Source organism: Bacteroides sp. MSK.20.82 (assembly GCF_019052485.1).
Lineage (GTDB): Bacteria > Bacteroidota > Bacteroidia > Bacteroidales > Bacteroidaceae > Bacteroides > Bacteroides thetaiotaomicron.
On record NZ_JAHQUN010000016.1, the window covers coordinates 49,244 to 75,223 of the forward strand.

The following is a 25,980-nucleotide window of genomic DNA, read 5'->3' on the forward strand; positions in this document are numbered from 1 at the left end:
AATGGTAACTCTTTCATCTTTTTTCCTTTTTTGCCCTGCCACATTTCTTTATGATATGGATTTCTTCGGAGAAATCAGAAATATGAGTATCTTTGGAACGAAATATAGATTTAAATGGCAGGCAATAGCCTTCCAATTAGATATAGACATAACATTCGCAGAATGTCTCAAGACGGAAATCTGGTAAATTTCAATGAATAGAGGCTTTTTGTGTATTGCTTATGCTATGCTTTGTCATAGCGTGGCTTACACAGCTACTATTCATAGGTTTACCAGAACCTCCGTCTTGGAGTTGGGTAAGGCCACGCTTTCTCAAATACTTCTGCCGAATAATATTTATAGGTTAAATATTATACTTATGGCAAAACTCCAATTACTTGCAATCACTACTCTTGACGGATACCTCTTCGACAGGACTGTTTCTTCCCCTTTGTGGGATAATCCGAACAAATATGGCCTCACCAAAATACGGGAACGTGCTACACAGACTCTCGGGCCGGATGTATCTTTCATCTCATTGACACAATGGAAAAAGAAAAATGAAGGTATTTATTTCATAGAAGCGGCTCCGGATACAATTTCCGTTATAAGCAGCATGTTCAGATACTGGTTGGTGGATGAAATCATCCTTTTTGTCGCACCGTATATCCAAGGGGACGGCATACGTCTGTTTACAGAAATTCCCGGTCCTTCCTCATGGGAAATGACCGGGAACAAATGTTTCAGATCCGGTATTTGCAGGCTGGCCTACAAACGGATTGAATAACCTGCAATTATCTTCTTATCCTGACTGACTTGGTTTAGACAGGCATCTTATATTTCTCCCAATATTTTCTTGCCTTGTCCGGTCCTATCCAGTTCCGTTGGTCATCGATTCCCCTGTCCGAGAGTTGTTTCCTGACCAGCTTCTGGATATCAATCTCCCCTTTGGCTATCTTGATCAGCAGTTCGGAAGCAATCGTATTCAGCATTAAGTCCGGATTCAGTTCATCCGGTATCTCTTCCATTTCTTTTTTCATAAGTCGCTTCTTTATTTTTTAGGTTTATTATCCTTGAAAGTCATCTCAATCCTGTAATTGTCATCCAGCTCGAGTGATGCCTCATACTTCTTTCCTTTCTTGCTGGTAAACTTCAGATATCCGGTACGTTTCCCCGATAGCAGCAGGAGCATCTGATTATCCGTCAGTTCCCTGCCGTTGAACGTTCTAAATAACAGGAACCCACAATTGGGATCGCTGCATTTGGCGACCTTGTTAAAGACGATAATCGTTTCTGCTCCGCATTTGGGGCAGTTACAATGTGGCAAGTCCGGATGGTTAAGTTTCAGGGCAAGCAGTTCCGAGGTGATTTGTTGGGTATAGGAATTGATGCTCTGAGTAAATGTTTCCGTGGAAACTTTGCCGGTTTCGATTTCATGCAAGGCGCATTCCCACCCTCCGGTCATGCTCACGTTGGCGATCATCTTCTCTTTTACAATATCATATACTTCCAGTCCTTTGGGAGTGGGAATCAGTGACCGTCCGTTTCTTTCCACGTAGTGTCTGGCAATGAGCAGTTCGATGATTCCGGCACGTGTAGCCGGTGTACCCAAGCCGGAATCCTCCATTGCCTCTTTTTCCTTTTCATCGTCCAATGTTCTGCCACAACCTTCCATCGCAGCAAGCAGGCTTGCCTCAGTGAATATGGGCTGCGGTTTGGTTTTCTTGACCAATGTATCAATACCGAGCACGGGCAATATTTCGTCTTCCTGAAATTCGGGCAGAAGACTTCCTTCTTCTTTCTCACTGGGTTCGTTATAGATGCCTCTCCACCCCGGAACTTTGATTTGGCTTCCTTTTATCCCGAAAAGAACGCCGTTACAGTCCGCTTGTACGGATACCGTTTCTTTCAGGCATTTGCCGGAGAAAGCCTCCAACATGCGTCCCGCGATCATGGAATAGATATTCTGCTCGTCAAGGGAAAGCCTCTGGGGATAGTTCTCCGTAATGATTAACGCATGATGGTCCGTCATCTTGCTATCGTCCACACAGTGCCGGTTTAAAGGCTGGTTACAGAGGTTTTCCGCATGCCATGTGAAACGGGGATGTTGCTTAAGCAGGCCGATGAGGGAAGGGACTTGTTCGAAGATGTCTTCTGTGATATAGCTACATCCGGTACGGGGATACGAAATGTAGCCTCCTTCATATAATTTTTGAGCAATGTTCAGCGTCTGTTCTGCGGTCAGTCCGAGTTTGGTATTGGCACTTCGTTGCAGGGCGGTCAGGTCATAAAGTAGCGGAGCTTCTTCTGGAACCTCTTTCTTCTCCACTTGCACCACTTTGGCTGTCGTCTCTTCATACACTTTTTTACGGTCCACATCGAGTTTTTCCGGTGTATCATATTTCCCGGTACAGGTTAAGACGAGTTCTTTCCCTGCTTTCGTTGTCCGTAGCTGTAGCAGATAATAGGGTTTGGCTATAAAATCCCTGTTGTCCAGATATCGACGGCAAATCATGCCAAGTGCCGGTGTCTGTACTCTTCCCAGAGAATAGTTACTCTTGCCTGCAGCCATGCTCAAAGACAGGCTGGCATTCATACCGACGACCCAATCTGATTCTCTCCTGGCTTTAGCGGCACGGTACAGGTTGTCAAACTCCTTACTTGATTTGAGGCTATCAAATCCTTCCCGTATCGATTTTTCTGTCATGGAAGATATCCACAAGCGTTTGGTTTCCTTATGATATCCCAGATATTCAAGCACATATCTCATAATTAACTCTCCTTCCCGCCCTGCATCAGTACAGGATATCACTTGATTAGCCTGACCCAACAGTTTACGGATTACTTCCAATTGTTTCAGAGCCGTCGGATCAGCCTTGTATCCATCTTCGGTTTTAATCTGACGGACAACCAGTTTGAACGGGTCGGGAATAATAGGCAGCATCTCCTTTTCCACATGGACAATGCCGTAGTCTTGAGGCAGGGCCAATGCCAACAGATGGCCGTAAGTTCATGTGACGGCATATCCGTTCCCACTCAAGTATCCTTCCTGTTTCTCCGTTACGCCCAGGACCCGGGCAATGCTGCGTGCCACCGAGGGCTTCTCACAAATACAAATTGTTTTCATGTTACTTTCTTTTTTAATATGAATGACTATTTAATTTTTACACTCTTGACCTTTGATTTTTCTTTCCGTACCCTTTTCTTCGGTTCTTTGGGAATGGAGAGCTTCTCTTTCTTTTCCGATACTTGTATGCTTTCCGTCAGATTCGGCAGGGGTATTTCCTTTGCCGGAAAACGGCTGATTAAATCCATTGAGATTCCTGACATTCCCGCATTCAGTTTCACCTGATCTGCCGGTTGGAGGTATTTCTCCCCGTTCTTTCCGGTTGCCAGTTCGTACATGACTGTTTCACGGCCCTGGAGGATTCCTTCGTAATTTTGGTAAGGAAGGTTTGATTCAGACAGTCCGTTCTGCTGAAGCATCCCACAAATCTCATCGGGTGGCAATCCTCCGAACTTCCGGTCAAAAGGAGAAGAAAGAATGTACTTGTATGTTGCCAGAAGCTGCTTTTCATGGCTCATATCGGGACATCCTTCATATTCCTGCAGTTGTTTGATTTTCTTTTCAATGCTGTTCAGAGCTTTGAAAGTATGTCTGTCCTTATTCTGAATAGGCATACTACCCATTCGGACCAGTTCCATCTGGATACGGTTCAGGCTGGACGTTTCCCATTTATTCAACAGATTACTGCGATTGCTCCGGTAATCATCCCGGAGGATAGCGATTGGATTTTTGGTACGAAAGAATAATCCGATCCGTTTTCCCCATGAGGGTTCGTGGAGGTTGGACGCGCTCCAGCGGATCGTGTTGAAACGGTAAGTATCCATGAATCTCCTGAAATGATTCCGGCTGGTAAACAGGTTTCTGAAAGTTTGCAGGAATGCTTTCCTTCCGGCAGCCCTGCGGCTACGTGGTATCTCTTTTTCGGGAATGAATGTATTATTTATCAGTTCCATATGCATTATAATTTGGGCTTCGCCTGCTTTTTAACGGAAGCGGTTTTTGTCTTGACCTTTTTCTTTTCATTGCCACAGGACAGTCCGGGCTTGTCTTGCGGTTTTTCGGCTGTTTGAGCTTCTCCTTTCTTAGAAACAACAACAGGCGGGCTTACCCGATGATAGTTCTTCCGGACTCCATCCCTGTTTAACAGTGTTTGCGCCAATGACCTGGCAGCATTTTGTAATTCATCCATCTTCTGCCGGAAAGGATAATCCCGGTACAATTCCTTTTGCCGGGTAATCTCACGGATACCTTTCTCCACAAACAAGAAATCCTTTTTATAGGCAAACGATTCGTCTGCCGGTAAATGGGCGTATCCTCTGGCTGCTATGTCCTGAAGTGTCATAATGTTCCGGTTACGGATAGAGAGTTCCAATGCGCTGGCTGTGACAAACCGGTTGAGATTTTCTCCCGTAGGATGCATGTCGAAAGTGACGGACGGCTTGTAATTCGCCAGAATTTCCATCCCGGCCTGCGGCATGGTGGTCTGATTCCTGTTGGAGAGTTCCAGCATCCGGCGGGAGACGGTTTCTATCCGGTAAATATTCAATGACTCCACATCCTGCAAAGAGCTTGAGTAGAAATTGTCCGCTGTCGATTGCAGGTAATCCCGAAACTTTATAGTCCCGGAAAGTCCGTCATTGAATACGCGGACACCTTGTTCCGTTTCAGCTATGGTGTAGAACTGTTTGGCTTGCTTTCCTGCCGCAATCTTCTCCATCGCATCTTCGTGTGCAATAAAGCACTTATAAGCTGGTGAGTAGTCCAGATCCCGGATATTCTCTGCCGTCAGTTCCCTTTGGCATGCTCTCAAATAAGCCGCTTTCCGTAAAGGTACGGAGTTGTTTTCAGTGATGCCTCCGTAAGAGGCGATGAAACTGAGGGCTTTCTCACTGTCTTTCGCCGGTAGTTCGCTGGTGAAAGGAATATCTTTAGCAGGTATTCCCTCAAAATGCAGCAATAAGTTATCCGGTATGGTTTTCTGATCCATAGCAATCCGGGCGGTCAGATCCATAAATACCTGAAAAGAGTCCTTATCCGTCGGAACATACGACACGACCATGACAGTCGAGACTTGATTATCCGGCTGTAACACAATAAACAGGCTCTTTAAATCCGCTTTAGCGGTGAATGTATCTTTTATTTTTTCCATCCATGCAGGCATGATAATCAGTTTTAGATGCGGGGATTATGTGACTTGTTCTGACGGGAAGCCGTCTTTCTCTTTTCCGAAGCCGCCGGTCCGGTCAGTTGCAACGGAGGACAGGTCAGTCTGTATCTCAGGCCAAGTATCTTGTCCGCGAGTTGCTGCTGCCTGTTTTGAATATTGTAGAATGCCTTTTCACTATATCCCTTTTTGGATTGCAGTTCGGACATTTCTTGATCCAGCGGTTTAAAATTTCCTTTGTGGGTGAACTCCTTATAGCTTTCATTAGTATTGAAATCAGCCGGTAATCCGTATTCCCGTATAAAGAGCAGGGTGAATATCTCGGCATTCTCCGGCGTTACCGAAAGCCGGTAATCTTCCGTAAACTGTTTGAATGCATGGTATGTCGGCTCTATGGGATAGCCGCCTTTCTTCAACAGCTCGGATTGCTCTATCGGATACAATGGCATTTTCGCCAGCTGCCCGTAGAAAGGATTGGACCGGAAAAGGTCCAGATGCTTCTGCATGTAATGCTCCGTGCTATGGTTCGGGCAGGAAATATAGAATTCTCTGATTCGTCCCAGAGCCTGTACTTCCGGAGTGAAGAAACGGTCAGCCAGATATTGCAGGTAACACTGTTTATAGATGGCTCCTTCATCCGTGGCGGGCAGGTAGACGGCTCCTTTGGGAGTCTGGAGGGAAATGATGGGGTCTATCTCTTTGTTTTGCAGGCTGTCCGGGATAAGCCCGTAATCACGTTTCAGGATATAGGCCGCCTGATCCCGGATCTGTGATTTGACCTTCTCCTGTCCGCCTTTATTTTCAGCCGGAATATTCTGCAGCGCATTGAACTGGGAGTTGAAAGAATTCTTGTGTATGAACGGAATCCTTCTGGTTGTATAGTCTATCCCATAGATTCCTGCGGTTTCCTGTAAGGATAGTAACCGGAGTATCTGGGCATTGGCAATACTGGGGAGCACGTTATAGGAGGAAGCAAACTTGTCATAGGCATCGAATGTCGGTTCTATGCGGTGGCTCCTGTCCAGCCGGGCATTCCGCAGGATAGTCGCATCCAGATATTGTGCTTTCTCCGGCAGAAAAGAGTTTGTATATAAGGAGAAGGCATTGGGAGATGCTTGGAATGCCTTTACCACTTCTGCGTCCGGACGGGTCAGCTTGTACAGGTTGACAAACTCCGGTTTCTCTTCGTCCGTAATGAAGAAACGGTCGGCCAGATGTTGCATATAGGCATGGCAGCATGTCTTTCCAAAGCCGGAATATTCGAACAGAAGCACTCCTTTGGCGGTTTCCACGGCGGTCAGGGTTTCCGACGGATCGTCGTGGAGAGTATCCTGTGCCAGCGCGAACCGTTTGGCTTCCGGCTGTACAAGCAGGTGGTCGGCAAGTCCGCTGGCTACCAGCATGGGCAGGCTTTTTTCTTCATCGTGAAAATGCAGGTATTCCAGTCCGCGCAATGAGACATTGCCCTGCATGCTTCCTCCGTTCCGGGTGATGAATTTTTGTACCAAGCTGTTATCCTTGTCAAAGAGCCGGATATCCGGGTAGCTTACTCCTGCCGGAAACTGGTAGCGGCACAGATAAAGATCCGGCAAGTGGCTTTGGACAAGGGACGGCTTGTACATTTCCCTTTGCCGCTGGAGGTATTCGGTGAATCGTTGATTCATCATCGATACTTCTTTCTCCGGCATCAGGTGCATCTCCAGTTGTCGGGGTTGCCCTTCCAAGTCCTGGGTAACAAAGAAAATCATAATGTTTGAAATCTCTTGCTTTTGCATACGATTGAAATTTAAAATAGTTACATGGTGATACTTCTACTCTTTTTCTTTTCCTGTTTGGGCGGTTCATAGCCCCGTACCGCATAGTCCGTCTGTAGGATTCTCTTTGCCGTATCCTTGATGGTCCGTTCAAGTGCATTTTTCAGCAGTGTGCCATCCTGCTTCCCCACATAAGACAGCCTGATCCGTTCATCCAGGGAGACAAAGCTGTTTTGATGGTTGAACCGGCTGTCTTTTTCCAAATTCCCGATTTGCCCGGTCTTGCAGATCCGGTCGAGTACGCCTATGTTATAATTCTTCTGGCTCTTGCCCAGATTCAACTTTTCGGCCAGTTGGTTATAACATTCCAAAGAGGGAGCCATGCTGCATTCTACCGCCGGGGTATAGTTGGCTATCATATTTGAATCCAGGAAATGAGCCTTTTGGGGAAGGTATATCTTTTTTAAGCCATGTTCAAACATGTTCGAACACTTTGACGCCTCTTTGATCAGATTGATATTGGAAGTGCTGAAATAATATATTTGCAGTTTATCCGCATCCCTGTAAACCGGCGAGAAGAAATTATCGCCAATATGCTGCAGGTATTTCTGCGCACACTGTATCCCCCTGCCGGTATCATTGAACATCAGGACTCCCTGGTTCGTATTTATTGCAGTAATCACCCTGTTGTAGATATCTTTTTCCTTTTCTTGATGGAATGCGCGGTAAGCGTTCAGTTGTTTTTTCAGCAGGGGATTGTCTTTGGCCTTTTGAAGCATTCTCTGGATGCTATCCACATTATGGATGCCATAAGGAGATGTATTCTCGTAAACGAAGGCGATATCCCGCAATGGGAAATGAGTTGCACAAGACAGTCCTCCGTTATGGGTCATGTCCTTGATGAACCTTTCAATGTTCCCCGGTTGTACAGCACCCTGATATGGTATTAAATAGACTTCTTCCTTAGGAATGTAGGAGCCTTTCAAGGCCAGTTCTGCCTGCCCGAAAAGAAATTTGCCGCCATCTGAATTGATGCCATAACGATTCTCTATGGTCTGGAAATGTTCAATCTGCCTGTTGCTGTTCAAATTGAAACCAATGTATGTACTCATATTATTTTATGGTTTAGATGAATGGTTGATTAAGATAGTCTATGCCGTTTCGACGGGTCGGGAACTTTTTTATTCTTCATTTTCTGCTCCATTTTCTGTTTTTCTTCCAGGTCTATAGTCCATGGAAAACAGGTCATGATCTTGTCCGGGCAGCAAAGGGAGATTCTTTTTTGTTTCATGGACTCATCATCCAGCCGGATATAGACAAAGTAATCCAGTTCCCCTTTTCCGGTTTCTTCAATGGCTGTTACTGGTCCTTTATAGGGAACAACGGGAGTTTCCTCTTCCGGATCGTTCTCTACAATCCGCGCTCCGAGGTACATCTGACTTTTAGGTATCATATCGCTTTATTTTAAACGGTTATTGTTATGTCTGTTCTTATTCTCAGTCTTTTTAACGGTATTCTTCTCTTCCGGCAGCGGACAGAGCAGTCCGTCCTTTATCACGTATGTCCTGACGCCGAAGGGCTTGGAGGAACCCTCAATTCTGCCCTGCTCAAAGTCGGCCTTGCAAAAAAGGAGATGCCTTGTCGCCTCCTTGTTGTTTTCCGGGAGATACAGTGCGTATCCCGAAGCCAGTGCCGTCTTTTGAACTTCATTCAGTTTTCGGCTTCCGACGGTGAAGGTAACGGTGGAGTCATTCAACATATTCTCAAGGGAACGGTGCCCTCTCACATCGAAATCCCTTTTCAAAATTCCATCGGCAGCCTTCCGGATTTCCGTAGACAACCGCTTGAACTTTCCCGTATCGAATTCGCCGGCAGATTTAACCTGCGTGACTTTTTCAAATTCCTTGGCATACGGCAGCAGTTCATTGAAATAGGTAAACGGTTGTTCATGAATATTCATATAACCGTTACGCATGACGGTCAGCAGCCGGTAAATGTCATGGTTCTCCCGGCTGATGGAAACCTGCGTATCCTTATTGAAATGCCAGTCGGTGGCGAATTTTATAAAATCCCCGGCTGTCGCTTCCATCGAATGGTAGCATACCGGTTTTAAACTGTCGATGAATTCTTTGGGCAGTTCGTCAAGACCGATATAGGATGCCGGATAAAAATCGAAGGAATAATCCAGTTCCATCGGTTTGCACGGCTTGTAAGCGGCATCTATGAGAGGAACCAGGTTCTTGTCCATGAACGTACTGTCGTAGACGGCCAGATGGCCGGTATCGTAGTGCGGGTCGAAGTAATGGTCCGTGATGTACCGGATGCACTCCCTGAATCCGTTCCTGCCGATCTCGTTACCGGAAAAGATAAGGTATCCGAAGTCATTCTCCACCACTTTTAAGGGGAATGTGTACCGCGGCTGGCACCGGTACAATGTCCTTTTTTCCTGTTGCTGTAATCGAAACTCCAAGTATGCGGGTTCCTGCATGAGATACTTCTTCAATATGCCGCCGTCCGGTTCATTCTTGTATTTATAGGTATAGACCGCATCACGCAGGGAAATGCGTTTGGCAGGGGGAATGCAGTGTTCTTGAAAATACGGCAGCAGTTCCTTGCTGATATATTCCTCGAAAGGGGTATGGGTATCTACCGGTGGAACCTGCCTCATGTTCGCCAGGTCAAACCGGAGCAGTTCCGTATCCGGAATATAGGGGCAGCACTCCGCTTCCTTGATATTGTCAATCAGGAATTTGCGGAACAGGCTGTCCGCATCTCCTTTCTGAATGAATGTGAGGGCATTTTGGGGCTGGTGGGGAGAGTACTGATGGTAACGGTCCATACCGACAAAAATACTTCCCGGCTTGTCGGGATCGAAAAAAGGATTTTCCATTTGGTTTCTCTTGTCCATATTTCTACAATTTAGGGTGGGTATTTCTTTTCTTTTTCACGTCCTGCTTTTTATTCAAAGCCTTTTCGATGACTGTTTTCACTTTGAACACCTGTTTGTTCGCAGGAGGATCCTTAGAAAATACGATCCGGGTGAAATCCCCGTTTATCCATGCATAGGCATGGGACGGGTTGCTTTTTGCCTCTCCCGGCAGGAAGAGTCCGTGCCCTGCCGCCAATACTTGCCGGTGAGGGGTAAAGAGCCGGACACCGTCTACGGTGACACATTCCATCGGGTCGCGGAGGATGTTCCCAACAGTCCGGTGTCCACGCACATCGTAATACTGCTTGAGGAGTTTGTCCAGCAAGGCTTTATCCTGGCCGGTTTCTTCTATCTGCTGCCGGATATCCGATGCTGTACCTTGTTTGGAAAGCTCCAGTAATTTACGGTCCTTGCTTTCTATTTCCTCCAAAATATCAGCGATATTACGGTTGCGATGGCTGCTGGTACAATGCATATTGTGGCAGAAACTACCGAAATCCTCCCAGGTCGGCTTCATCTCATTCCGGTAGACCAGCTCCATTTCCGGTGTCTTATCCATCTGCAGGTAAGCATATTCCGGGTACAGGCCTTCACCCGGATTGACATAGGGTCCATCCTTTAGGACTCCTTCTGCCCGGTAAACATTTACCGGACCAAGATTGAAATGGGGATCGAAGTAATGGTCTGCCATAAATTGCAGAAAGTCCTGCCTGTTTTTCTGTCCTTCCGTCGTATCAGTAAAGAACACAAAGCCATGGGCTGTCTCTATGGCTGTATAGGATTGTTCAGGTTGCTTCATATCATTACATTTTGAGGGAATTGTTCCTTTTCGTTTTCGATACCTTTTTCAAAGCCGGTACATATGGAATGATTTTGCCGTTTTTCTCCTGATACACGGTCTTGTTTACGGGAGATTTGGTATATGCCATTACCCGGTTGCATGTCTTTTCGGCATGGAGGAAATGTAAATCTGGCATTGACTTGGATATTTGGGGACAGTAGATCCACTTTCCTTCCAGCAAGGCTTGCCTCATGGCTTCGCCGGCATCGGTTCCATTGATGAGAAACGGGACGCTCCTGTCATTCAGTGTCCTATCCAATGTACGGTGTCCACGGACATCGAAATCCGTCAGAAGGATATTCTTCGCTTTCCAACGCATGTCATCCAGCACATCTGACAAATCTGGCCCCGAGGACTGTCCGTTGATACAGTCGTCTATCCGGGTGACATACTCCTGAAAGACATTCCGGTATCCGAAATCGGGATCATTTATTATATCCCGCTTGAATCCGTTCTCCATCAGATACAACAGTTTGCTGATATCCGCATTGTTACGGCTCGCAGGACATCCGGCAAATTCATTCAGGCGGAGAAATTCAGAAGCGCTCGGCTCCATGTCCGTTTCAAACGCCAGTTTCCACTGTTTCCTGTCACGGAAAGCCTCTTTTGAGAATACAGCATTATCAAAATCATATTCCCCTTTTCCGCTTTGGGGATTCTTCCGGTAGCAGGCATCCACCAAAGGACAGATATCGTCGGACAGGCAGTTGACGTTGTATTGCCTGACAGGACCGGGTTCGCCATGAACCCAGAAATAATTGCCGGATAACTGTTGGTAAAAGCTCTTCAATCCCTCCCGTCCCATTTTGGTATCACTGAAAAACAAGATTCCTTTGGACGTTTCCACAGCATGCAGCGGTAATTTGTAAACCGGATTATAATCATACCTGGCAGCCAGCTCATCCTGCTTCTGATGAAAATGGACCAGCTCGTCCAACTGCTGTGTGGTCAGTTTCGGAAGTTCTCCCGATATCATGAGGATATCGCTGCGTGACTGCGCAAACAGGACATTTCTCAGATTGGTACTTATTAGAGGAGCCAGTCCCTTTTCCCGGATATAGGGTAGTAATACCTGATTGATATATTCCTTTTTGGAAATATCTCCGGAGATAGCCGGTACATCCGTCATCTTCGGGAATGAATAGATTTCCAGACGGGTATTCGGTACGAAGGCGGAGTATTTGGCTTTTATCGATTGTTGGCTGAACAAGGCCATAAACGTATAGACAGGGTCTTGCCTGTCGGGATTGGCAGGATAAAGCATATAGGAGGATTCTGCATGGGGTTTCTCCTTGCCGGTTTCATAACCGACAAGGAGCTGGCCTTCACCGTCTTTCCTGAAAAGCTCGTCCAATAGTTTGGGATCATCAGAAATATAGGTTGCCATTTTTCTTACATTTTAGGTGTGATGGACGGTTTACGGGTACGCGGTTTCTTTTCCGCTTGCTGTGAGGCTTCCTCTTTTTTCCGGGGTTTTCCGGCTACTTGTACCGGTGCATGGGGCTGCTGCTGGCTTCCGTCTTGTTCCTGACCTTGTTTCTGTGCCTCTTCCAACTTCTTGGTGCTTCTTTCCCAGAGGAATTCCACCCCTCGCTCGGCGGCACTCATCTGGATGGAGGTGGCATAAAATTTTCCATTATCAGACTTGAAACGGATCGGTACTTCCTCACCGCGCACGGCAGCATCGTATTCTTTCGGAGAAAGCGTATAATCTTTCACCTTACGCGGAATGCGTGTCTGCTCTACGGGCATATGGAACAATTCATTGGTCACCGGGTCTTTGGAAAGGTAGCAGGATTTGGTTTCTTTGGTACGGTAGTCAATGACTACATCCACCGCCTTGCCGAGATTGCCGGTCTGGTTCAGGGCCTTGAGGTCTTCTTCCGTCAGGACATGTCCCCTGTAGTCTTCCCCGATCTTGGGAGCCTGACGGATGTAGTGGATGTCGAACTTGACAGCTCCGTTCTCGTCGCGGAACAGGGAGAGTTTGGCATCCCCGTTTTCACGCCCCAGCTCGGAATTTTTTGCCACACGGAAAGCGATAGCGGAAGTCTTTCCCTGCAACATTCTTTCGAGGCTGTCCTTTGCGTTCTTCAGTCCGTCCGGGGTAATGCCGTATTTGGCGGCCTGTTCCCAATTCACTTCCCGCTCGTTGAAGCGATGGTTATTATACACCCTGGTCGAAGCCAGTTCCCTTCTGACTGCTTCGTTCTGTGGTTCCTGCGCCGCTTCGATCTTTTCTTTGGCCTGCTCTACGGGCGTTTCCTTCGGCATGTTGTAGAGGGAGTAACGACCGGGATTATTGTACTGGTAGAGAAAATTCTTCCCGAAGTTGGTGAAGAAGTTTCCACGTTGGTCCACTTTGATAAACTGGTCCCTGTTCGCCTCGTTAGCTTCGAGCGTTTCCAGCTCTCCGTTCGCTGCGATTCCTTTTACACCTTTGGCTTTCTGCTCTTTCTTGTCATACGCCATCAAATACCCGTGTTCCGGGGTTGCTTCCTTGTTTTCAGGAGCTAAATTCACATCGTTCATATACGTTAATTTTAAAGATTAATGAATCATTTACGAGGGTAAAATTACTATCTTTGTCATTAAATAGTTTGATTATGAGGAAGTTGTCATTAATTGTCATGTTCTGTCACTTATTGTCATGTCCGGCTTTTGCACAGTCCCCGTCAAAGGGATATAAAGCCGGACTCAGTGCTGTCATCTACCGTATCCACTCTGCCCGGCAGTGAAAGTCTTTCATATGAGACAGCCGGTTGCCGGTTACCGTACTGGCCGATTATCCTATTCTGTATCCATTGAATGAAAGTCGGAGGAGGTATGCCGTTTCTTCCGGTTTCGGTATAAGGATGCATCCGGTGAAAAAGAAAAGGATACTCCATGCCGGAGTGGATCTTGCCGCACCCTATGGCACGCCGGTCTATGCTTCAGGAAGCGGGAAAGTCGTTGAAGCCAGGTATAGCAGCAGTTACGGCTGGTACATCGAAATCCGGCACGCGGGCGGCTTTTCCACGTTGTATGCACACTTGAGCAAATTGCATGTGAGGAAAGGGAGCGATGTACGCATAGGTCGGCATATCGGCAATGTCGGTCATACCGGCATAGCGACCGGCAACCATCTGCATTTTGAACTGAGAAAAAACGGGAAGCCGCAGAATCCGTTGCAGTGGGTGATACTAAAGGATTCCCGTTCTAAAAAGAGTCATTAATTTAATCCGTTACACAATGAACATTGAAGAAGCCAAGAGCATTCAGTTGGAGGATTATCTCCGGCGTATGGGGTTCAACCCGGTAAAACAACAAGGGGACAGTATCTGGTATTGTTCCCCTTTCCGTGAGGAGAAGACACCTTCTTTCAAGGTGAGCGCATCCCGCAACCTATGATACGATTTCGGCATCGGACAGGGAGGGGACATCATCACCCTGGCGATGGAGCTTCAAAAGACGAAGGATATCTCTTATGCGCTTAAAACGATAGAGGGACATTTTCCGGCTGCTTTCCGTCCGGTAGCAGCCTCTCCCCGGCAGGCGGAACCGCAGGCTACCGGCTACCGGCAGGTACGCATTGATCCGCTGACGAACCCGGTCTTGCTGGGATATCTCAAAGAAAGAGGCATCTTGCCTGAAATCGCAAGGGAAGCATGCAAGGAAGTGCATTTTCAGAACAAGGGAAAATGGTATTTTGCCGTAGGCTTTGCCAACCGGAGCGGCGGGTACGAGATCCGTAACAAATACCTAAAAGGCAGCATATCGCCCAAAGAGATTACCCATATCAAAAATGGCAGCGACCGTTGCATAGTGGTTGAAGGCTTTATGGATTATCTCTCATACCTCACGCTCAAGGCTACGCATCCCGGTAACGGACAGCCTAAAGGAAACGGTCCGGACTATATCGTTTTAAATTCGGTCAGCAATGTAGGCAAGGCTATCCCTGTCTTGAAAGAGTATAAGAGTGCCCTCTGCCTACTGGATAACGATTCCGCCGGAAGGCAGGCTTTTCAGCAGATGGCGCAAGCCGGATGCCCGGTCAGGGACAAGTCCGACTGCTACCGGGAGTATAACGATTTGAACGATTACCTGTTGGGCAGGAAGATGGCGCAGGAGAACAAGACGGATCATCAGCACGAAACAGCCCCGAAGCTGATTGAAAAGCCTGCAAAGAAACAGTCCGGTTGAAAATTATAAAATACTGGTCCTTGTCTGATGCATGAAAGGCAGGCAATAAAAAAGAGAGTCAAATCCCTGCTGGAGGGAATTTGGCTCTCTTTTTATTGCTACCCGGCTACCACCGGATATTTATTCTTAATAATTTCTGATCAGCAATTCATTGACCGCTTCTCTTTTCTCGGCTATGGAACAGATGGAACGGAAGATGCTGATTCGCTGGATATGGAAACCGGCATAGAGGTCGTCGAAGAAGGTGTTCTCAGGGTTCTTTTGCCGGGGATCGGAGTTGGAAAGCATTCATTTGGCACCGGTTTCACCTATTCCCTTGCAGAAATTTGCCAGGTTGATCTGCTCTTCATCTCCGAAGTCCTGTGGCATGTAGGAGGTGCAGGAGTTACCCTCATTGACCGGCTTATAAGGCGGGTCAAAATAAAATAGGGAGTTGGCTCCGGTGTATTCTGCGGTCTGCCGGTAGTCACCGTCCAGAATCACAACATCTTGCAGCAGCTTGTGGTTAAAGCGGATCAGTTCCTCTTCCAACAGTTTTACCCGTCCCCCGGCACCAAAAGTGACGGACAGCTTTCCGCTATGGTTCACGGAGTAGATGCCGTTATAACAGGTACGCATGAAGAAGATAAACAGGGCGGCACGGGTGATGTTATTCGGGTTTCCTTCATTGTAGTAGGTACGTTTCTCCATGAAGTAGACCCTTCTTCGGGCATGTTCCTCCAGCGCGATGTATTCGTCCTGTATCCGGGCAAGCACTTTAATAAGCTGCTCCGGGGATTCCTTGATGACGCGGTAGACATTGATCAGAGCCTCGTTGGAGTCGTTGATGACGCAACGGATTTCCGGATAGGCTTGTCTTATTCAGAAGAAGAGGGCGCCGCCACCGACAAACGGTTCTACATAGGTATCCATCTGTCCGAAGTCTTTCGGAAGGGATTCGATAAGTACGGGAAGCAGTCTTCTTTTACCTCCCACCCAGGGGAAGCAGGGTTTTCCCGGCAGGTTGGCCGGAGAACATTTCTTTTTTTCCATGTTTACAACATTTAAATGATTAATAAATTAAATAGGGATTATTCATCGTCTGCCGTTTCCAGCAGGTGTTTCAAGTTGGGATCATTTTGGATGCGAAGCAGCTCTTTTTCGATGATTTGCGTCACGTCTTCCTTGATTTGATAGTAGTTCCTTTCGATTTCCTCTTGCATGTGGTCCTTACCATCCGCACCGGTAAAGTCGGTTATGACGGGGATAGGCTTGTAGGCTTTTGTTTCGGCGGCTACCGGTTCATTGTCCACCACGATCTCGCAATGGAATATCTTCTGTTCTATCTTCTCCCCGAAGTTGTCGCAGACACTGCCGACAAACTCTCCTTGCGAGAGGTTGGAGATTTTGGAGGCAGGTATCAGCGAGTCGAGCTGGGTACTGATATTGGTTGAGGTGTCTTCACGGGTCATATTAATGGATTTGCGCTGTTGGAGCACTTTCCCAAACCTTTCAGAAAGGTTTTTCGCTGTTTCTCCGACCACTTGCCCGGAAAAGATATTTCCAATTGTGTTCTGGATCACCCGCGCCTCCTTATCACCGTAGTCACGTATTAACTGGCTGAAATCCTGTGCTCCCAGACATACTGCCACTTTGTTGCTACGGGCGGTAGCGATCAGGGTGTCAAGTCCTTTAAAGTAAAGTGTGGGAACCTCATCCACTAGAATAGAGCATTTGAGCCTGCCTTTTCGGTTGACCATTTTAACGATACGGGCATTATACAATCCTAACGCACATGAGTAAATATTCTGTCTGTCAGGGTTATTGCCGACGCACAAAACTTTGGGTTCCTCCGGATTATTGATATCCAGCGTGAAGTCATCTCCGGTCATAATCCAATATAAGGCAGGTGAGATCAGCCTTGATAGCGGAATTTTGGCGGAAGCTATCTGCCCTTGGAGCTGCTCCATCGCACCACCTTTCCATGCATCCATAAAAGGTGACAGGTAATTCTCCAGCTCCCGGTAAGAGGTCAGTATGGTGAACAGGTCGGAATACGGTTTATTCAATAGCTCTATGGCATGTGGGAAGGTGCAGAATTTCCCGTTTTCATAGATTTTAAGATACCAGATCACCGCCGCAAATAGCACAATCGGGCTTTCTACAAAGAAATCTCCCTGCTTTTGAATCCAACTCTTGTTCAAATTTAACATGATTACATACGCTGATTCGTATGCATCCGCGATATCGGATAGAAACGAAGGATTGAGGGGATTGCACCGGTGGCTGTATCTGGGATCATCGAAATTAATCACATAAAATCCGACCGGCTTGGCATACTTATCCTTGTTTTTAAGCAGCTGGTTATAAGCAATTATGCTTAAATCCGGATACTTAAAATCATAGATATAGGCGGCGAATCCTTTCTCTATCTGCTGGCGGATATAGTTATTGATGATGGCATAACTCTTTCCTGATCCCGGCGTGCCTAATATCAATGAGGCGCGGAAGGGATTAATCACGTTTATCCAGCCTGAATAGGTCTTTCGTTGGTAACGGAAACGGGTGGGCAGGTTTACCGAGTATTCATTGGCAATCAACCTGCGCTCCTGCATGAAGCTCTCGTTCTCGTCGTTAAAGACGTCATCCATGAGTTGGTTCTTCAACAGGCGGCTGATCCAGGTTCCGGCGGTAAGCAGGCTGATATATCCGGCAGCTACGGTAGCTACATATAATAAGGTTAGAAGCGCGACGGGGAAGCGTGCCGTCAGTAAGAGCTCGCTACCAAAAAAGAGCAGCATCCCGGCTATAAGGTAACAGCCGATACTCCTTCATGACATCTCCACGTCCTTCCGTCCTTTCGCTCCCATGCAGGAGAAGAAAAGGAAGAGCAGACTGAAGGACTTGCTCACCAGCGAATGGGAAAACAGCCCGGTATCCCGCTGGAAATTGAGCAGTATCTTGTCCACGACACCGATGTTCAGGTTCATGGAAAGAAAATAGGGATAGCAGAAATAATAGACATTCATCACTAAAAATAGGATGCTGATGGCCCTCATGAAGTCAAGGTTCTTATTGAGCCCTCTGGTTTCGTCTTGTGACATAAGCGGTATGATAATTAATGGTGATACATTTTATTAGCCCAGATGCGGACCTCTGCGTTTTCTCTTTTTCTTTTTCCCGTAAGGGCTTTGCGTCAGGTCGTCTGCCGGATACGGATAGGATTCCAAAGAGAATATATCAAGCAGTCCTTCCACCAGCTCCGTCTCTTTCATTTCCGGTTCGGACGGATGGATAACAGGGGCTTCTTCAGTCTTTTCCGGTGGGATCGTGCCGTACTTCCGGTTTATAACCGATGCCGAATATTCTTTGCCCAGAAGCGAGCCCTTGAATACGGTCTTTGAGTTATGGTCGATGTAGGTCACGCCATAGATCACACCGGAATCGTTCTGCCAGAGTATGGCGGCAATGCCTTTTCCAGAAAGTTCCTGCAGGAATCCCTGACGGGTGGGCTGTCCTTGCAGGGCGGTAGCGATAGCTTCCTTCGTCTGTACGGGTACGGGATGTCGGGCAATTCATTGTTTGCTTTTCACAAATTTCTTTTGGAGTGCCTCGTAGCCTACGCTTTTACCGATCTTGCTGGATTTGATGGCTACGCCGGTCCGTTCTCCTTTTTCATCGGTAGCCGCATAGACCAGTCCATGATAGGTCTTTCCCTTTATCGTCTTGTGGGCCTCTTCCACCGTTACATGGAAAAGGCCAAGCAGGGCTTTAAACTCCTTGACGGATTGGAACTTGTATCCCTGCATGACGGGCTTGACCACATTGGCTATCTGATGCTTGATATCCCCCTTCCGGTAATCGACGGCAGTCAGCGGCAGGGATTCCCGTCGCTCCATCTTCTCGGCGGGTAGCAGATGGTATTTCCTCTCCAGCTCCCGGCAAACAGCGGTCGAGCGTTGCCATTCTTTGTAATCTTTAATTTTCTTTCCCTGCTCGTCAATACGCAGGGAGACGATATGGATGTGGGGCCTGCCGATATCCTCATGCCGGTAGATGATATAGGGTTGGTTGCCATATCCCATTTTTTCCATGTATTCCTGGCCGATAGCGGTCAACTGTTCATCGGTCAGCACATCGTCCGGGTGTGGATTTAATGAAATGTGGATAACGGGCTTCTCAGTCCGGCGGTTAGCCGCCAGATACGGTTCGAAGGAACGGATGCAGTGCTGGATGGTCGGATGGCCGTCTGCCGGTTCCATGATCCGGTTTCATGCCAGTGGCCGTGCCTGCTGCTTGTCCACTTTTTCTTGATTGTAGTATAATGCCCCGTAAACGGAGGCTCCTGATGTTATTTTTGCAACCATTGTTCAAATTCTTGGGTGAGACGGATAATCTCCCGGTTGAGAGATATTAGTTCAATAGTCAGTTGCTCCAATTTATAGAGCATGGCAAGAGCCTTCTTTTCGGATAGTCCGGTATGCAGAGCTTTGACTGCCTGGTTATAGTTTACTCCGATCCGGCGGTATTCGCTCTGCAGGTTGGTCAGCTTGATGTAGTAGTCCGTTGCCGCCTTATCTATTTTCACGACTTTCATCGGTTTGTCGAAAAGGGCGGCAAGGATGAACTGGGATTTATTTTTAGCTCCCGAATTCTCAAAGAGCCTCTCAAACTCGATGTTCTGGAGTTCGTCCAGACGGAATCCGTAATAATAAGAATGAAGTTCTGATTCCTCTTTGGGATTCCGTCCGCCTCTTCATTTGCTCGAAGTGTCAGCCCGTCCGGGTTTGCGTGTACTATTGATTTTAGCCATATCTTTTCAGGTTTTATTTATCCGGCAGCAAAATAAGTGATAATTTTGATACGAACCTAAAATCGGAAAGTGACTACAAATGACAAGAGATGACTATTTGTGACAGGGGGTAAAAATACCCCTGTTCACTTCCCGTTTCCGCAAGCCGCGATGTTCTTTTCAAAGGTTTCCTTTAGTTTGGGCAGCAGGACGGAATAGTTCTTTTTGCGCCGGGCAAGGTCGGCACGCAGGTCATATGGTTTGGGAATGGCAACATTGAAGAGTTTCTCAAAAGCGGAAACGATACCGGCGAAAGAGAGGCGTTTGCCGCTTTCGTCCGTAATCAGCCCGCTGTAATCCAGCGAGGAGATCAGTTCCATCAGGTTGACCAGCGAACCTTTCCAATGGAGCGATGAAAGAAACGAGGAAGGTGTCGTGATGGTTCCGGGGTACTGTACACCAAAATTGACCAGCTCTATTTCCGCCTCCACCAGCAGGAGGCATTTGTCCAGATAGAATTCGGCTACTGCCGTGTGGAAATGTCCTGTTCGGGTGAATAACTTCTTTAGGGAAATCAGTTCTACCTTGCTGTGAAGCAGATGGCGCAGCCTTTCCGATACAGAAACCGATTCGATGGCGAGGTCGTAAAGGTATTGTTCATATTCGGTATAGGAGGAAGAGAATTCTTCATCGGAAACTGTCTGTTTTGGGCTTGAAGCCAGAGATAAATAATTGAATATACGGCATTCTGTAAATGGTTTCATACGGCATACATTTGATTTGTTTATACCGGAGTAGGCCAAATGAAATGCCTCTGCTACCGTTTAAAGCTCTATACCTTTTTAAAATACTGACAATCAACAATAAACAAATTTCATATAGAAACGGGTGTAAATAAAAAGTGTAAGCCGTCCTTGACAAGAATGTTAGGACGGCTTACACTTTTGTAAACCTCATTTGCTTCGGGTTATCCTCCGGTCAGTCGATGATATGGTATTTCCTTAGTTTCTCATACAGGGTAGTCCGGCTGACATTGAGCAACCGGGCCGCCTTGGAACGGTTGTCACCCGTCTTTTCAAGGGTCTGGAGAAGCAACGCCTTTTCTTTTTCTTCTTCCGTCCACTGCGTTTCTTCTTCTTTAGGAAGGGAGATTTCAATGTTCAGGTCTGAAACGGAAATCCATTGCTCTTGGCAGATGAGTACGGCTCGACCTATTACATTCTTCAGTTCACGGATATTCCCCGGCCAGGGATATTCCAGCAGTGCCGCCTCTGCCAGCCGGTCAAAGCCACGAAACGATTTATGGGCCTTGGCACAAGTGAGTTTCAAGAAAAAATAAGCCAGAGGAAGGATGTCTTCCCGGCATTCTGCCAGTGTAGGAATCCGCAGAGTGAACTCATTGAGCCGGTGGAACAGGTCTTCCCGGAAGCGTCCTTCTCCGATGGCTTTTTCCAGATTCTCATTGGTGGCGGCAACCAGCCGGATATCAAAAGAGTATTCTTTCGTGGAACCTACCGGCTTGCAGCGTTTCTCTTGCAAGGCCCTGAGCAGGAGCATCTGTGTCTTATAGGAAAGGTTGCCTATCTCGTCCAGAAACAATGTCCCTCCGTTAACGGCACGGAACAATCCGACCTTGTCGCTTTCCGCACCGGTAAAGGCTCCCTTCTGATGACCGAAAAACTCGGAGGCGGCAAGCTCATCGGAAATGGCCCCGCAGTCGATAGCCAGATACGGCTTGTTCTTCCGATGGCTCCGGGCATGTATCTCGGCTGCAATGTGCTCCTTCCCGGTGCCGGAAGCCCCACGGAGCAGAACGGAGATGTCGGCACAGGCAATCATCTCTATCAGACGGTACATCTCATGGGCTTTGGGGCTTTCACCTCGGTAGAACTCCTGTTCGTTATCGTTTTTATCCAGTATCTCCGTTATCAGAGCCAGGAGATTGTCTGGCTGCACAGGCTTACACAGGTAGTTGATGGCTCCCAGTTGCATGGCTGTCACCGCATTCTCCACCTGTCCGTAGTTGGTCATGATCAGAAAAGGGATAGAGTAGTACTTCTCATTCATCCATTTCAGGAGCGAGGTGCTATTTCCGTCCGGCAGGCGCAGGTCTGCCAGTATTAGGTCGAACTCCTTTTGCCCGATGGCTTTACGGGCATTCGCAAGGGTTGCCACGCATTCGGTTTTCATCCCTTTTTTCACCAGCCAGTTGCTGATGCTACGGCTGAACACAATATCATCTTCAATAATCAGGATTGTTTTCATAGGCTTTCCTCCCGTATTTTTCAGCGTATACTATCAGTTTTTCCACTGCCCGGATGATGTCCCGCATTTCCATGGATTGTCTATTGGTCCACTCTGTCGCAGGTTCTGTCACCAGTTCCCGTAAATGAGACAAGGGGAAATCCAGACGGACGGTTTCCCATAGGGGCAGGTTCTTATGCAGGATGGAGGCGGCGGCCTCCTTGTCTTGTCGGTCTAAGGCAGCGGTTAATGCGGCAAGGTCTTTCCGGCTCTCTTCGATAAACAGGGCGAGCATTTCCTCCCTGTTGTCCTCTCCTGAAAGGATGAGTGAGAAATCGGGAGCATACTCCTTTCTGTCTTTTTCTCCTATCACTTGTGCCACTGTATTTATCAGTTCTTCCATAGAGAATGGTTTATGGATGCAGCCCGAAAAGCCGCCCGACAGATACTCGTTGTCATCATCCACCCGTGCCGTTACCGCTATGACGGGGATTGTCTTTGCGTTCTCCATATTGGATGCCCGGAGCAGTTCAAGTATTCCGTAGCCGTCCGTTTCAGGCATCTGTATATCCGTCAGCAGCAGGTCATATCTTTGTGACCGTAGCCGGGTAACCAGTTCACGGCTGGTCTGGCAGCAGTCGCACCGCACTCCGTTACGGTTAAACATCTCTTTGGTAATGTTCAGTTGCATCCGGTCGTCATCAATGACCAGTACGTTGATTCCATCCAGATGATAATCAGTAGCGATGCGTGTCTCATCCATCTGGGTGGATTCATCCGCCTCAAGGAGTGGCAGGAATGCGGTAAACGTGCTGCCTTCACCCGGTTTGCTTTTTACGGTAAGGCTTCCCTGCATCCCGGAGACCAGCCTGCTTGCAATGGCCAGCCCCAATCCGAAACCGGGAACATTACGGGCATTGTCCAACCGTTCAAAAGCTGTGAATATCCGGGTTGTTTCTTCCTCCGTCATCCCGGTACCGGTGTCCTGTACCGAGAAATGCAATTCTTTATTCCGGTATTCCGCTTGCAGGCGGATTTCACCTTGCCGGGTGAATTTAATGGCGTTGGAAAGCAGATTGTTCAGGATTTGCTGGAGCTGGGAACGGTCACCGCTTACTACCACATCCAGACCGGAAAAGGCGGTTGTCAGCCGCAGCTTTTTCTTTTTGGCCAGCGAACCGTAGTTCCGGGCTGTTTCGCTGAAAAGGGTCTCCAGCCGGAAAATCGAAAGGATGGGTTTGTTCCTGCCGGTATCCAGCAGGTAGAATCCGATCAGCGTATTGACCAGCCCGATCATGTAATCGGAAGAATGGAGTATATTTTCCGCATACTCGTCCTTGCGGCTCTTCTTTTCTTCCCCGGGGAGCAGTTCGGCGCATCCTTTGATAGTAGCCAGTGGCGCACGAAGGTCATGAGCGATGGTGAGCATCATGCGTTTTCTGGATTGTAGGAGCTCCGTGTTCTCACGATTGGAGGCTTCCAGCTGACGCTGATACTGGTTTATCCTGTTCAGATCCCGGTGGATGATAAGATACAGGAGGACGGTCAGCAACGAGATGAGGACAGCCAGCAGAGAGACCGTATGGAACGAGCGGTCGCGTGTGGAAATGAATTGCCTGTAACGCTCATCAAGCCGTATTCCAGCATCCGCCTCAAAGTCCCTGACAATCCGGTGTAGCCTGTGGTTCAGGTCCGTGTTGTTACTGTACAGGAGGTCCATCTGTTCCAGCAGCCTTTCCCGTTCGGCTTTCTGCATGTCGGTCACCTCCCTGTCAAGGGAGTGCAGCATGCTCGTGACAGATGTGGTACCCTGATGTTTACCAATGGACTGTCGCTGGCGTTCCAGCTGTTCCTTCTGCTGCAGATAGGCCGATTTTTTCCTCCCGGGCCTGATGAATGACCAGAAACCCTTCTTCGGAGTTTCCTCCTCCTTCTTTTTCTCGGCAGGAAGGACATCCGCCTGCTGGATATGGGACACGATTGCCGGAATCTTGCTGTTCACGATCTCGCCGGTCTTGCGCAGACGCCCGAACGTGTCCATGACCGTGTCTAACAACAGTTCCTTTCTTTCCAGCAGCAGGCATAACGAATCTATGCGCGACTGTTGTTCGGGAGACTTCACATACCTTTTCAGTGTCTGCAACATGTTACAGACACTGTCTTTTTTTGTGTGGTAGAGTCCAAGGTCGCTTTCATCCCAGACGCTGGCTGTTTCACCGTAAGTGGCCAGTCCCAGCAAGCCCGCGTATGTTTCTCCGGCCAGATGCCGGATACAGGCCAGTTCATGCTCATCCTGTCGCAGGCTGTTCCGCCTCGTCTGTTCCTTGCGGAAGATATGAATGGTCAGGACGAGCAGGAGAAGCAGTATGACATATCCTAAAAGGATTTTAAGTTTCAACCACATGGAAGTCTTCATTCTTATATTGGAATCCTACAAAAAGGCGTGTTCGCTCATATAAAAGGGAATAATAGAAACTTATGATAAAAGTTTATTACTGTTTCAAACCATTTGAGGATACCTCGCAAGTTTGCTATCACACAGTTGATCTTTTAATCTTTTTTTATACTCACAGAAAGGATAGGAACCTGCTTTTTATGACTGAAACATATCACATCCCCTTTATTGGACATTACATTCTCATTCGATCATATTGTTTTCATTTCGGCTCATCCGTTTCTTCACCCGTTCTACTGCTTCCGATACAATTTCTTTGTTTTCAAAGCGTTGTGTATAATTGGTATAGTCTGGATGAATCCGTTTGTAGGTCGGGTCAAGAAACAAAGGACTGGAAATAATATGGTCCGCTGTCGAACGGTTACAACAGAAAACTATATTTTCAACTCCCGCCAGCCGGGTCAGTGCCTTTACATCCGTGTCATGTGGCTGCAATGTCATCGGATCCGTGAAAAAGAACAAATAATCAATCTCTCCTTCCACAATACGTGAGCCCATTTGCTGGTCACCACCTAAAGGACCGGATTTCAGAATCGTGATATCCCATTCTGTTTCAGGATGTTTCTCTTCGAGCGCTTTTTTAATGAGTGTACCGGTGGTTCCCGTACAATAGAACTTATGCCCTATCAGACGTTCCGAGTTCCAAAGAACCCATTCTATCATGTCCTTTTTCATTGCATCGTGTGCAACCAGACCGATTTTACGAACAATTGTTTTCATCATAATAATAAAATATGGTTTATGTGATAATATAATTAACAATATCCAACAGCTTTATAAAAAACAGGAGAATGACTGTATGAGTTTGAGCAGCTCCTTGTTCGCCCGGCTGTCCACGGTGGCTTCCCGCCTCTCCTCAAACAAAGTAAGCGTTGCGGAGCATTCCCCGCAGATATCAATGCCGACTACACGTTCCTTTCGAAGGACAATTGCCAGTAATTCCTCCAGTTCCTGCAGGCTGAAAGACCCTTGATCCCAGTCTGTTACTGCGGATGCCGGGTTCAGGACATCCTTGTCTATGGACAAGTAAACCGGTCCTTCAATATACGCAGAGGAGAAATTGCGCCAGCCCTTCTCGTGAGCTAACGTCGCTTCGCTATAAAAACTGACTCGTTGTCCGTATTCTTCCGGTACGGTGCGTATCAGTTTGTCCGATGCACCGACTATCACCACTTTCTTGCAAAGCATATTCCGGTCTAACATGTCTTTTACCCAGCTCCCACAAGAAAGCATGCCCTTGAACAAGGGAGGCTGCATGTCGGGGTGATGGTCGAATACAATCAGAGAGAACGGAACTCGAAGTTTGTCTGTCCATAATTTGGTCAGGTAATGATAATTGCCCGAATCAATGAAATGGATACCTTCCGCTGGATAACCGGCAATCACCCGCTTCAATTTTCGTATCCCCTCCTTGTCACAGTAACCTCTCGTTCCAGAAAGGTGACGGCAGTCTAGCCAAATGAACTGATTGTTCCGTGCAAATACCTCATGGGCATACACACCGGTGAAGTCCATGATGACAACCGGCCAGACGGTTTCTCGGTCCGCCTTCTTCTTACACCGTCCATTTGTCAGTAACTCTTGCTTATTCATG

25 protein-coding genes and 2 pseudogenes are annotated in these 25,980 nt (G+C 47.5%); 5 read left to right on the top strand and 22 right to left on the bottom strand.

Going from position 1 to position 25,980, the window contains the following annotated elements; translation table 11 throughout:
- Positions 1–358 precede the first annotated feature (358 nt).
- The gene (locus KTR07_RS14760; RefSeq protein WP_004311882.1) at positions 359–766 is read left to right on the top strand and encodes a deaminase; all 408 of its coding nucleotides are present in this window, start codon (positions 359–361) and stop codon (positions 764–766) included.
- Between the two features lie 34 nt (positions 767–800).
- Here the strand turns inward: KTR07_RS14760 and KTR07_RS14765 are convergent, their stop codons facing one another.
- The 11 genes from KTR07_RS14765 to KTR07_RS14815 form a co-directional block, all read right to left on the bottom strand.
- Positions 801–1,019 carry a hypothetical protein gene (locus tag KTR07_RS14765; RefSeq protein ID WP_004318621.1) on the bottom strand — a complete coding sequence of 73 codons (219 nt, stop codon included), beginning with the start codon at positions 1,017–1,019 and terminating at the stop codon, positions 801–803.
- Positions 1,020–1,030: 11 nt separating this feature from the next.
- Positions 1,031–2,923, bottom strand: coding sequence for a type IA DNA topoisomerase (locus tag KTR07_RS14770; RefSeq protein ID WP_087306295.1), 1,893 nt, complete (start codon positions 2,921–2,923; stop codon positions 1,031–1,033).
- Between the two features lie 209 nt (positions 2,924–3,132).
- On the bottom strand, positions 3,133–4,005 hold the full coding sequence (locus tag KTR07_RS14775; RefSeq protein WP_004318625.1) for a hypothetical protein: 873 nt from the start codon (positions 4,003–4,005) through the stop codon (positions 3,133–3,135).
- Entirely contained in the window at positions 4,005–5,207 is a 1,203-nt protein-coding gene (locus KTR07_RS14780; RefSeq protein WP_087306296.1) for a DUF6047 family protein, read from the bottom strand. Before KTR07_RS14780 ends, KTR07_RS14775 begins: the two co-directional genes overlap by 1 nt.
- Before the next feature lie 11 nt (positions 5,208–5,218).
- Positions 5,219–6,985 (bottom strand): DUF6047 family protein, encoded by a 1,767-nt coding sequence (locus KTR07_RS14785; RefSeq protein WP_087306298.1) that lies wholly within the window; start codon positions 6,983–6,985, stop codon positions 5,219–5,221.
- 20 nt (positions 6,986–7,005) lie between these two features.
- Positions 7,006–8,076, bottom strand: a complete 1,071-nt coding sequence (locus tag KTR07_RS14790; RefSeq protein WP_004311888.1) for a DUF6047 family protein — start codon at positions 8,074–8,076, stop codon at positions 7,006–7,008.
- Between the two features lie 29 nt (positions 8,077–8,105).
- Complete coding sequence (locus KTR07_RS14795) at positions 8,106–8,417, bottom strand: transcription-repair coupling factor (protein ID WP_087306300.1); 312 nt, start codon at positions 8,415–8,417, stop codon at positions 8,106–8,108.
- A 6-nt stretch (positions 8,418–8,423) separates the two neighbouring features.
- Positions 8,424–9,872, bottom strand: a complete 1,449-nt coding sequence (locus KTR07_RS14800) for a DUF6047 family protein (RefSeq protein WP_087306302.1) — start codon at positions 9,870–9,872, stop codon at positions 8,424–8,426.
- Between the two features lie 4 nt (positions 9,873–9,876).
- Entirely contained in the window at positions 9,877–10,692 is an 816-nt protein-coding gene (locus tag KTR07_RS14805) for a DUF6047 family protein (protein ID WP_087306304.1), read from the bottom strand.
- A gap of 4 nt (positions 10,693–10,696) precedes the next feature.
- Positions 10,697–12,121, bottom strand: a complete 1,425-nt coding sequence (locus tag KTR07_RS14810) for a DUF6047 family protein (protein WP_087306306.1) — start codon at positions 12,119–12,121, stop codon at positions 10,697–10,699.
- A 5-nt stretch (positions 12,122–12,126) separates the two neighbouring features.
- Positions 12,127–13,266, bottom strand: a complete 1,140-nt coding sequence (locus KTR07_RS14815) for a DUF4099 domain-containing protein (protein ID WP_087306308.1) — start codon at positions 13,264–13,266, stop codon at positions 12,127–12,129.
- A 74-nt stretch (positions 13,267–13,340) separates the two neighbouring features.
- On the opposite strand from KTR07_RS14815, the gene KTR07_RS28630 reads away from it, so the two are divergent.
- From KTR07_RS28630 to KTR07_RS14830, 4 genes are all read left to right on the top strand, one after another.
- Positions 13,341–13,472 carry a hypothetical protein gene (locus tag KTR07_RS28630; RefSeq protein ID WP_004311894.1) on the top strand — a complete coding sequence of 44 codons (132 nt, stop codon included), beginning with the start codon at positions 13,341–13,343 and terminating at the stop codon, positions 13,470–13,472.
- Between the two features lie 117 nt (positions 13,473–13,589).
- Complete coding sequence (locus KTR07_RS14820; protein ID WP_007750791.1) at positions 13,590–13,949, top strand: M23 family metallopeptidase; 360 nt, start codon at positions 13,590–13,592, stop codon at positions 13,947–13,949.
- 16 nt (positions 13,950–13,965) lie between these two features.
- Positions 13,966–14,124 carry a hypothetical protein gene (locus tag KTR07_RS14825; protein ID WP_004311895.1) on the top strand — a complete coding sequence of 53 codons (159 nt, stop codon included), beginning with the start codon at positions 13,966–13,968 and terminating at the stop codon, positions 14,122–14,124.
- 45 nt (positions 14,125–14,169) lie between these two features.
- A complete protein-coding gene (locus tag KTR07_RS14830) occupies positions 14,170–14,916 on the top strand; it encodes a toprim domain-containing protein (RefSeq protein WP_004318633.1) in 747 nt (248 codons plus the stop codon).
- A gap of 126 nt (positions 14,917–15,042) precedes the next feature.
- Here the strand turns inward: KTR07_RS14830 and KTR07_RS14835 are convergent, their stop codons facing one another.
- From KTR07_RS14835 to KTR07_RS14890, 11 genes and pseudogenes are all read right to left on the bottom strand, one after another.
- Positions 15,043–15,204, bottom strand: a complete 162-nt coding sequence (locus tag KTR07_RS14835; RefSeq protein ID WP_004308096.1) for a hypothetical protein — start codon at positions 15,202–15,204, stop codon at positions 15,043–15,045.
- A pseudogene (locus KTR07_RS14840) lies at positions 15,205–15,948 on the bottom strand (DNA adenine methylase). It lies immediately after the preceding gene.
- 38 nt (positions 15,949–15,986) lie between these two features.
- Positions 15,987–17,999, bottom strand: a pseudogene (mobC, locus tag KTR07_RS14850) (conjugal transfer protein MobC).
- 33 nt (positions 18,000–18,032) lie between these two features.
- The gene (locus KTR07_RS14855) at positions 18,033–18,332 is read right to left on the bottom strand and encodes a hypothetical protein (protein WP_004308101.1); all 300 of its coding nucleotides are present in this window, start codon (positions 18,330–18,332) and stop codon (positions 18,033–18,035) included.
- Between the two features lie 138 nt (positions 18,333–18,470).
- The gene (locus KTR07_RS14860; RefSeq protein WP_004308102.1) at positions 18,471–19,157 is read right to left on the bottom strand and encodes a relaxase/mobilization nuclease domain-containing protein; all 687 of its coding nucleotides are present in this window, start codon (positions 19,155–19,157) and stop codon (positions 18,471–18,473) included.
- Positions 19,158–19,246: 89 nt separating this feature from the next.
- Entirely contained in the window at positions 19,247–19,591 is a 345-nt protein-coding gene (gene mobA / locus KTR07_RS14865; RefSeq protein WP_241150200.1) for a conjugal transfer protein MobA, read from the bottom strand.
- Between the two features lie 242 nt (positions 19,592–19,833).
- Positions 19,834–20,451: an RteC domain-containing protein gene (locus KTR07_RS14870; RefSeq protein WP_004308105.1), complete on the bottom strand. Its 618-nt coding sequence runs from the start codon at positions 20,449–20,451 to the stop codon at positions 19,834–19,836.
- Positions 20,452–20,665: 214 nt separating this feature from the next.
- Positions 20,666–21,952 (bottom strand): sigma-54 dependent transcriptional regulator, encoded by a 1,287-nt coding sequence (locus KTR07_RS14875; RefSeq protein WP_087306315.1) that lies wholly within the window; start codon positions 21,950–21,952, stop codon positions 20,666–20,668.
- A complete protein-coding gene (locus KTR07_RS14880) occupies positions 21,930–24,335 on the bottom strand; it encodes an ATP-binding protein (RefSeq protein WP_004312905.1) in 2,406 nt (801 codons plus the stop codon). Before KTR07_RS14880 ends, KTR07_RS14875 begins: the two co-directional genes overlap by 23 nt.
- A 234-nt stretch (positions 24,336–24,569) precedes the next feature.
- Positions 24,570–25,106: a methylglyoxal synthase gene (locus KTR07_RS14885; RefSeq protein WP_008775197.1), complete on the bottom strand. Its 537-nt coding sequence runs from the start codon at positions 25,104–25,106 to the stop codon at positions 24,570–24,572.
- Positions 25,107–25,160: 54 nt separating this feature from the next.
- The gene (locus tag KTR07_RS14890; RefSeq protein ID WP_087306317.1) at positions 25,161–25,979 is read right to left on the bottom strand and encodes an arginase family protein; all 819 of its coding nucleotides are present in this window, start codon (positions 25,977–25,979) and stop codon (positions 25,161–25,163) included.
- Position 25,980: the final 1 nt, after the last annotated feature.

Excerpts from the sequence above, each read along its gene's own strand:
- KTR07_RS28630 (WP_004311894.1), top strand. The coding sequence starts at position 13,341 with ATGAGGAAGTTGTCATTAATTGTCATGTTCTGTCACTTATTGTCATGT.
- KTR07_RS14775 (WP_004318625.1), bottom strand. The coding sequence starts at position 4,005 with ATGCATATGGAACTGATAAATAATACATTCATTCCCGAAAAAGAGATA.
- KTR07_RS14770 (WP_087306295.1), bottom strand. The coding sequence starts at position 2,923 with ATGCTGCCTATTATTCCCGACCCGTTCAAACTGGTTGTCCGTCAGATT.
- KTR07_RS14820 (WP_007750791.1), top strand. The coding sequence starts at position 13,590 with ATGCATCCGGTGAAAAAGAAAAGGATACTCCATGCCGGAGTGGATCTT.
- KTR07_RS14790 (WP_004311888.1), bottom strand. The coding sequence starts at position 8,076 with ATGAGTACATACATTGGTTTCAATTTGAACAGCAACAGGCAGATTGAA.
- KTR07_RS14810 (WP_087306306.1), bottom strand. The coding sequence starts at position 12,121 with ATGGCAACCTATATTTCTGATGATCCCAAACTATTGGACGAGCTTTTC.
- KTR07_RS14760 (WP_004311882.1), top strand. The coding sequence starts at position 359 with ATGGCAAAACTCCAATTACTTGCAATCACTACTCTTGACGGATACCTC.
- KTR07_RS14785 (WP_087306298.1), bottom strand. The coding sequence starts at position 6,985 with ATGCAAAAGCAAGAGATTTCAAACATTATGATTTTCTTTGTTACCCAG.
- KTR07_RS14870 (WP_004308105.1), bottom strand. The coding sequence starts at position 20,451 with ATGAAACCATTTACAGAATGCCGTATATTCAATTATTTATCTCTGGCT.
- KTR07_RS14780 (WP_087306296.1), bottom strand. The coding sequence starts at position 5,207 with ATGCCTGCATGGATGGAAAAAATAAAAGATACATTCACCGCTAAAGCG.
- KTR07_RS14800 (WP_087306302.1), bottom strand. The coding sequence starts at position 9,872 with ATGGACAAGAGAAACCAAATGGAAAATCCTTTTTTCGATCCCGACAAG.
- KTR07_RS14835 (WP_004308096.1), bottom strand. The coding sequence starts at position 15,204 with ATGCTTTCCAACTCCGATCCCCGGCAAAAGAACCCTGAGAACACCTTC.
- KTR07_RS14795 (WP_087306300.1), bottom strand. The coding sequence starts at position 8,417 with ATGATACCTAAAAGTCAGATGTACCTCGGAGCGCGGATTGTAGAGAAC.
- KTR07_RS14875 (WP_087306315.1), bottom strand. The coding sequence starts at position 21,952 with ATGAAAACAATCCTGATTATTGAAGATGATATTGTGTTCAGCCGTAGC.
- KTR07_RS14830 (WP_004318633.1), top strand. The coding sequence starts at position 14,170 with ATGGAGCTTCAAAAGACGAAGGATATCTCTTATGCGCTTAAAACGATA.
- KTR07_RS14885 (WP_008775197.1), bottom strand. The coding sequence starts at position 25,106 with ATGAAAACAATTGTTCGTAAAATCGGTCTGGTTGCACACGATGCAATG.
- KTR07_RS14890 (WP_087306317.1), bottom strand. The coding sequence starts at position 25,979 with ATGAATAAGCAAGAGTTACTGACAAATGGACGGTGTAAGAAGAAGGCG.
- KTR07_RS14805 (WP_087306304.1), bottom strand. The coding sequence starts at position 10,692 with ATGAAGCAACCTGAACAATCCTATACAGCCATAGAGACAGCCCATGGC.
- KTR07_RS14765 (WP_004318621.1), bottom strand. The coding sequence starts at position 1,019 with ATGAAAAAAGAAATGGAAGAGATACCGGATGAACTGAATCCGGACTTA.
- KTR07_RS14815 (WP_087306308.1), bottom strand. The coding sequence starts at position 13,266 with ATGAACGATGTGAATTTAGCTCCTGAAAACAAGGAAGCAACCCCGGAA.
- KTR07_RS14860 (WP_004308102.1), bottom strand. The coding sequence starts at position 19,157 with ATGGAACCGGCAGACGGCCATCCGACCATCCAGCACTGCATCCGTTCC.
- KTR07_RS14825 (WP_004311895.1), top strand. The coding sequence starts at position 13,966 with ATGAACATTGAAGAAGCCAAGAGCATTCAGTTGGAGGATTATCTCCGG.
- KTR07_RS14880 (WP_004312905.1), bottom strand. The coding sequence starts at position 24,335 with ATGTGGTTGAAACTTAAAATCCTTTTAGGATATGTCATACTGCTTCTC.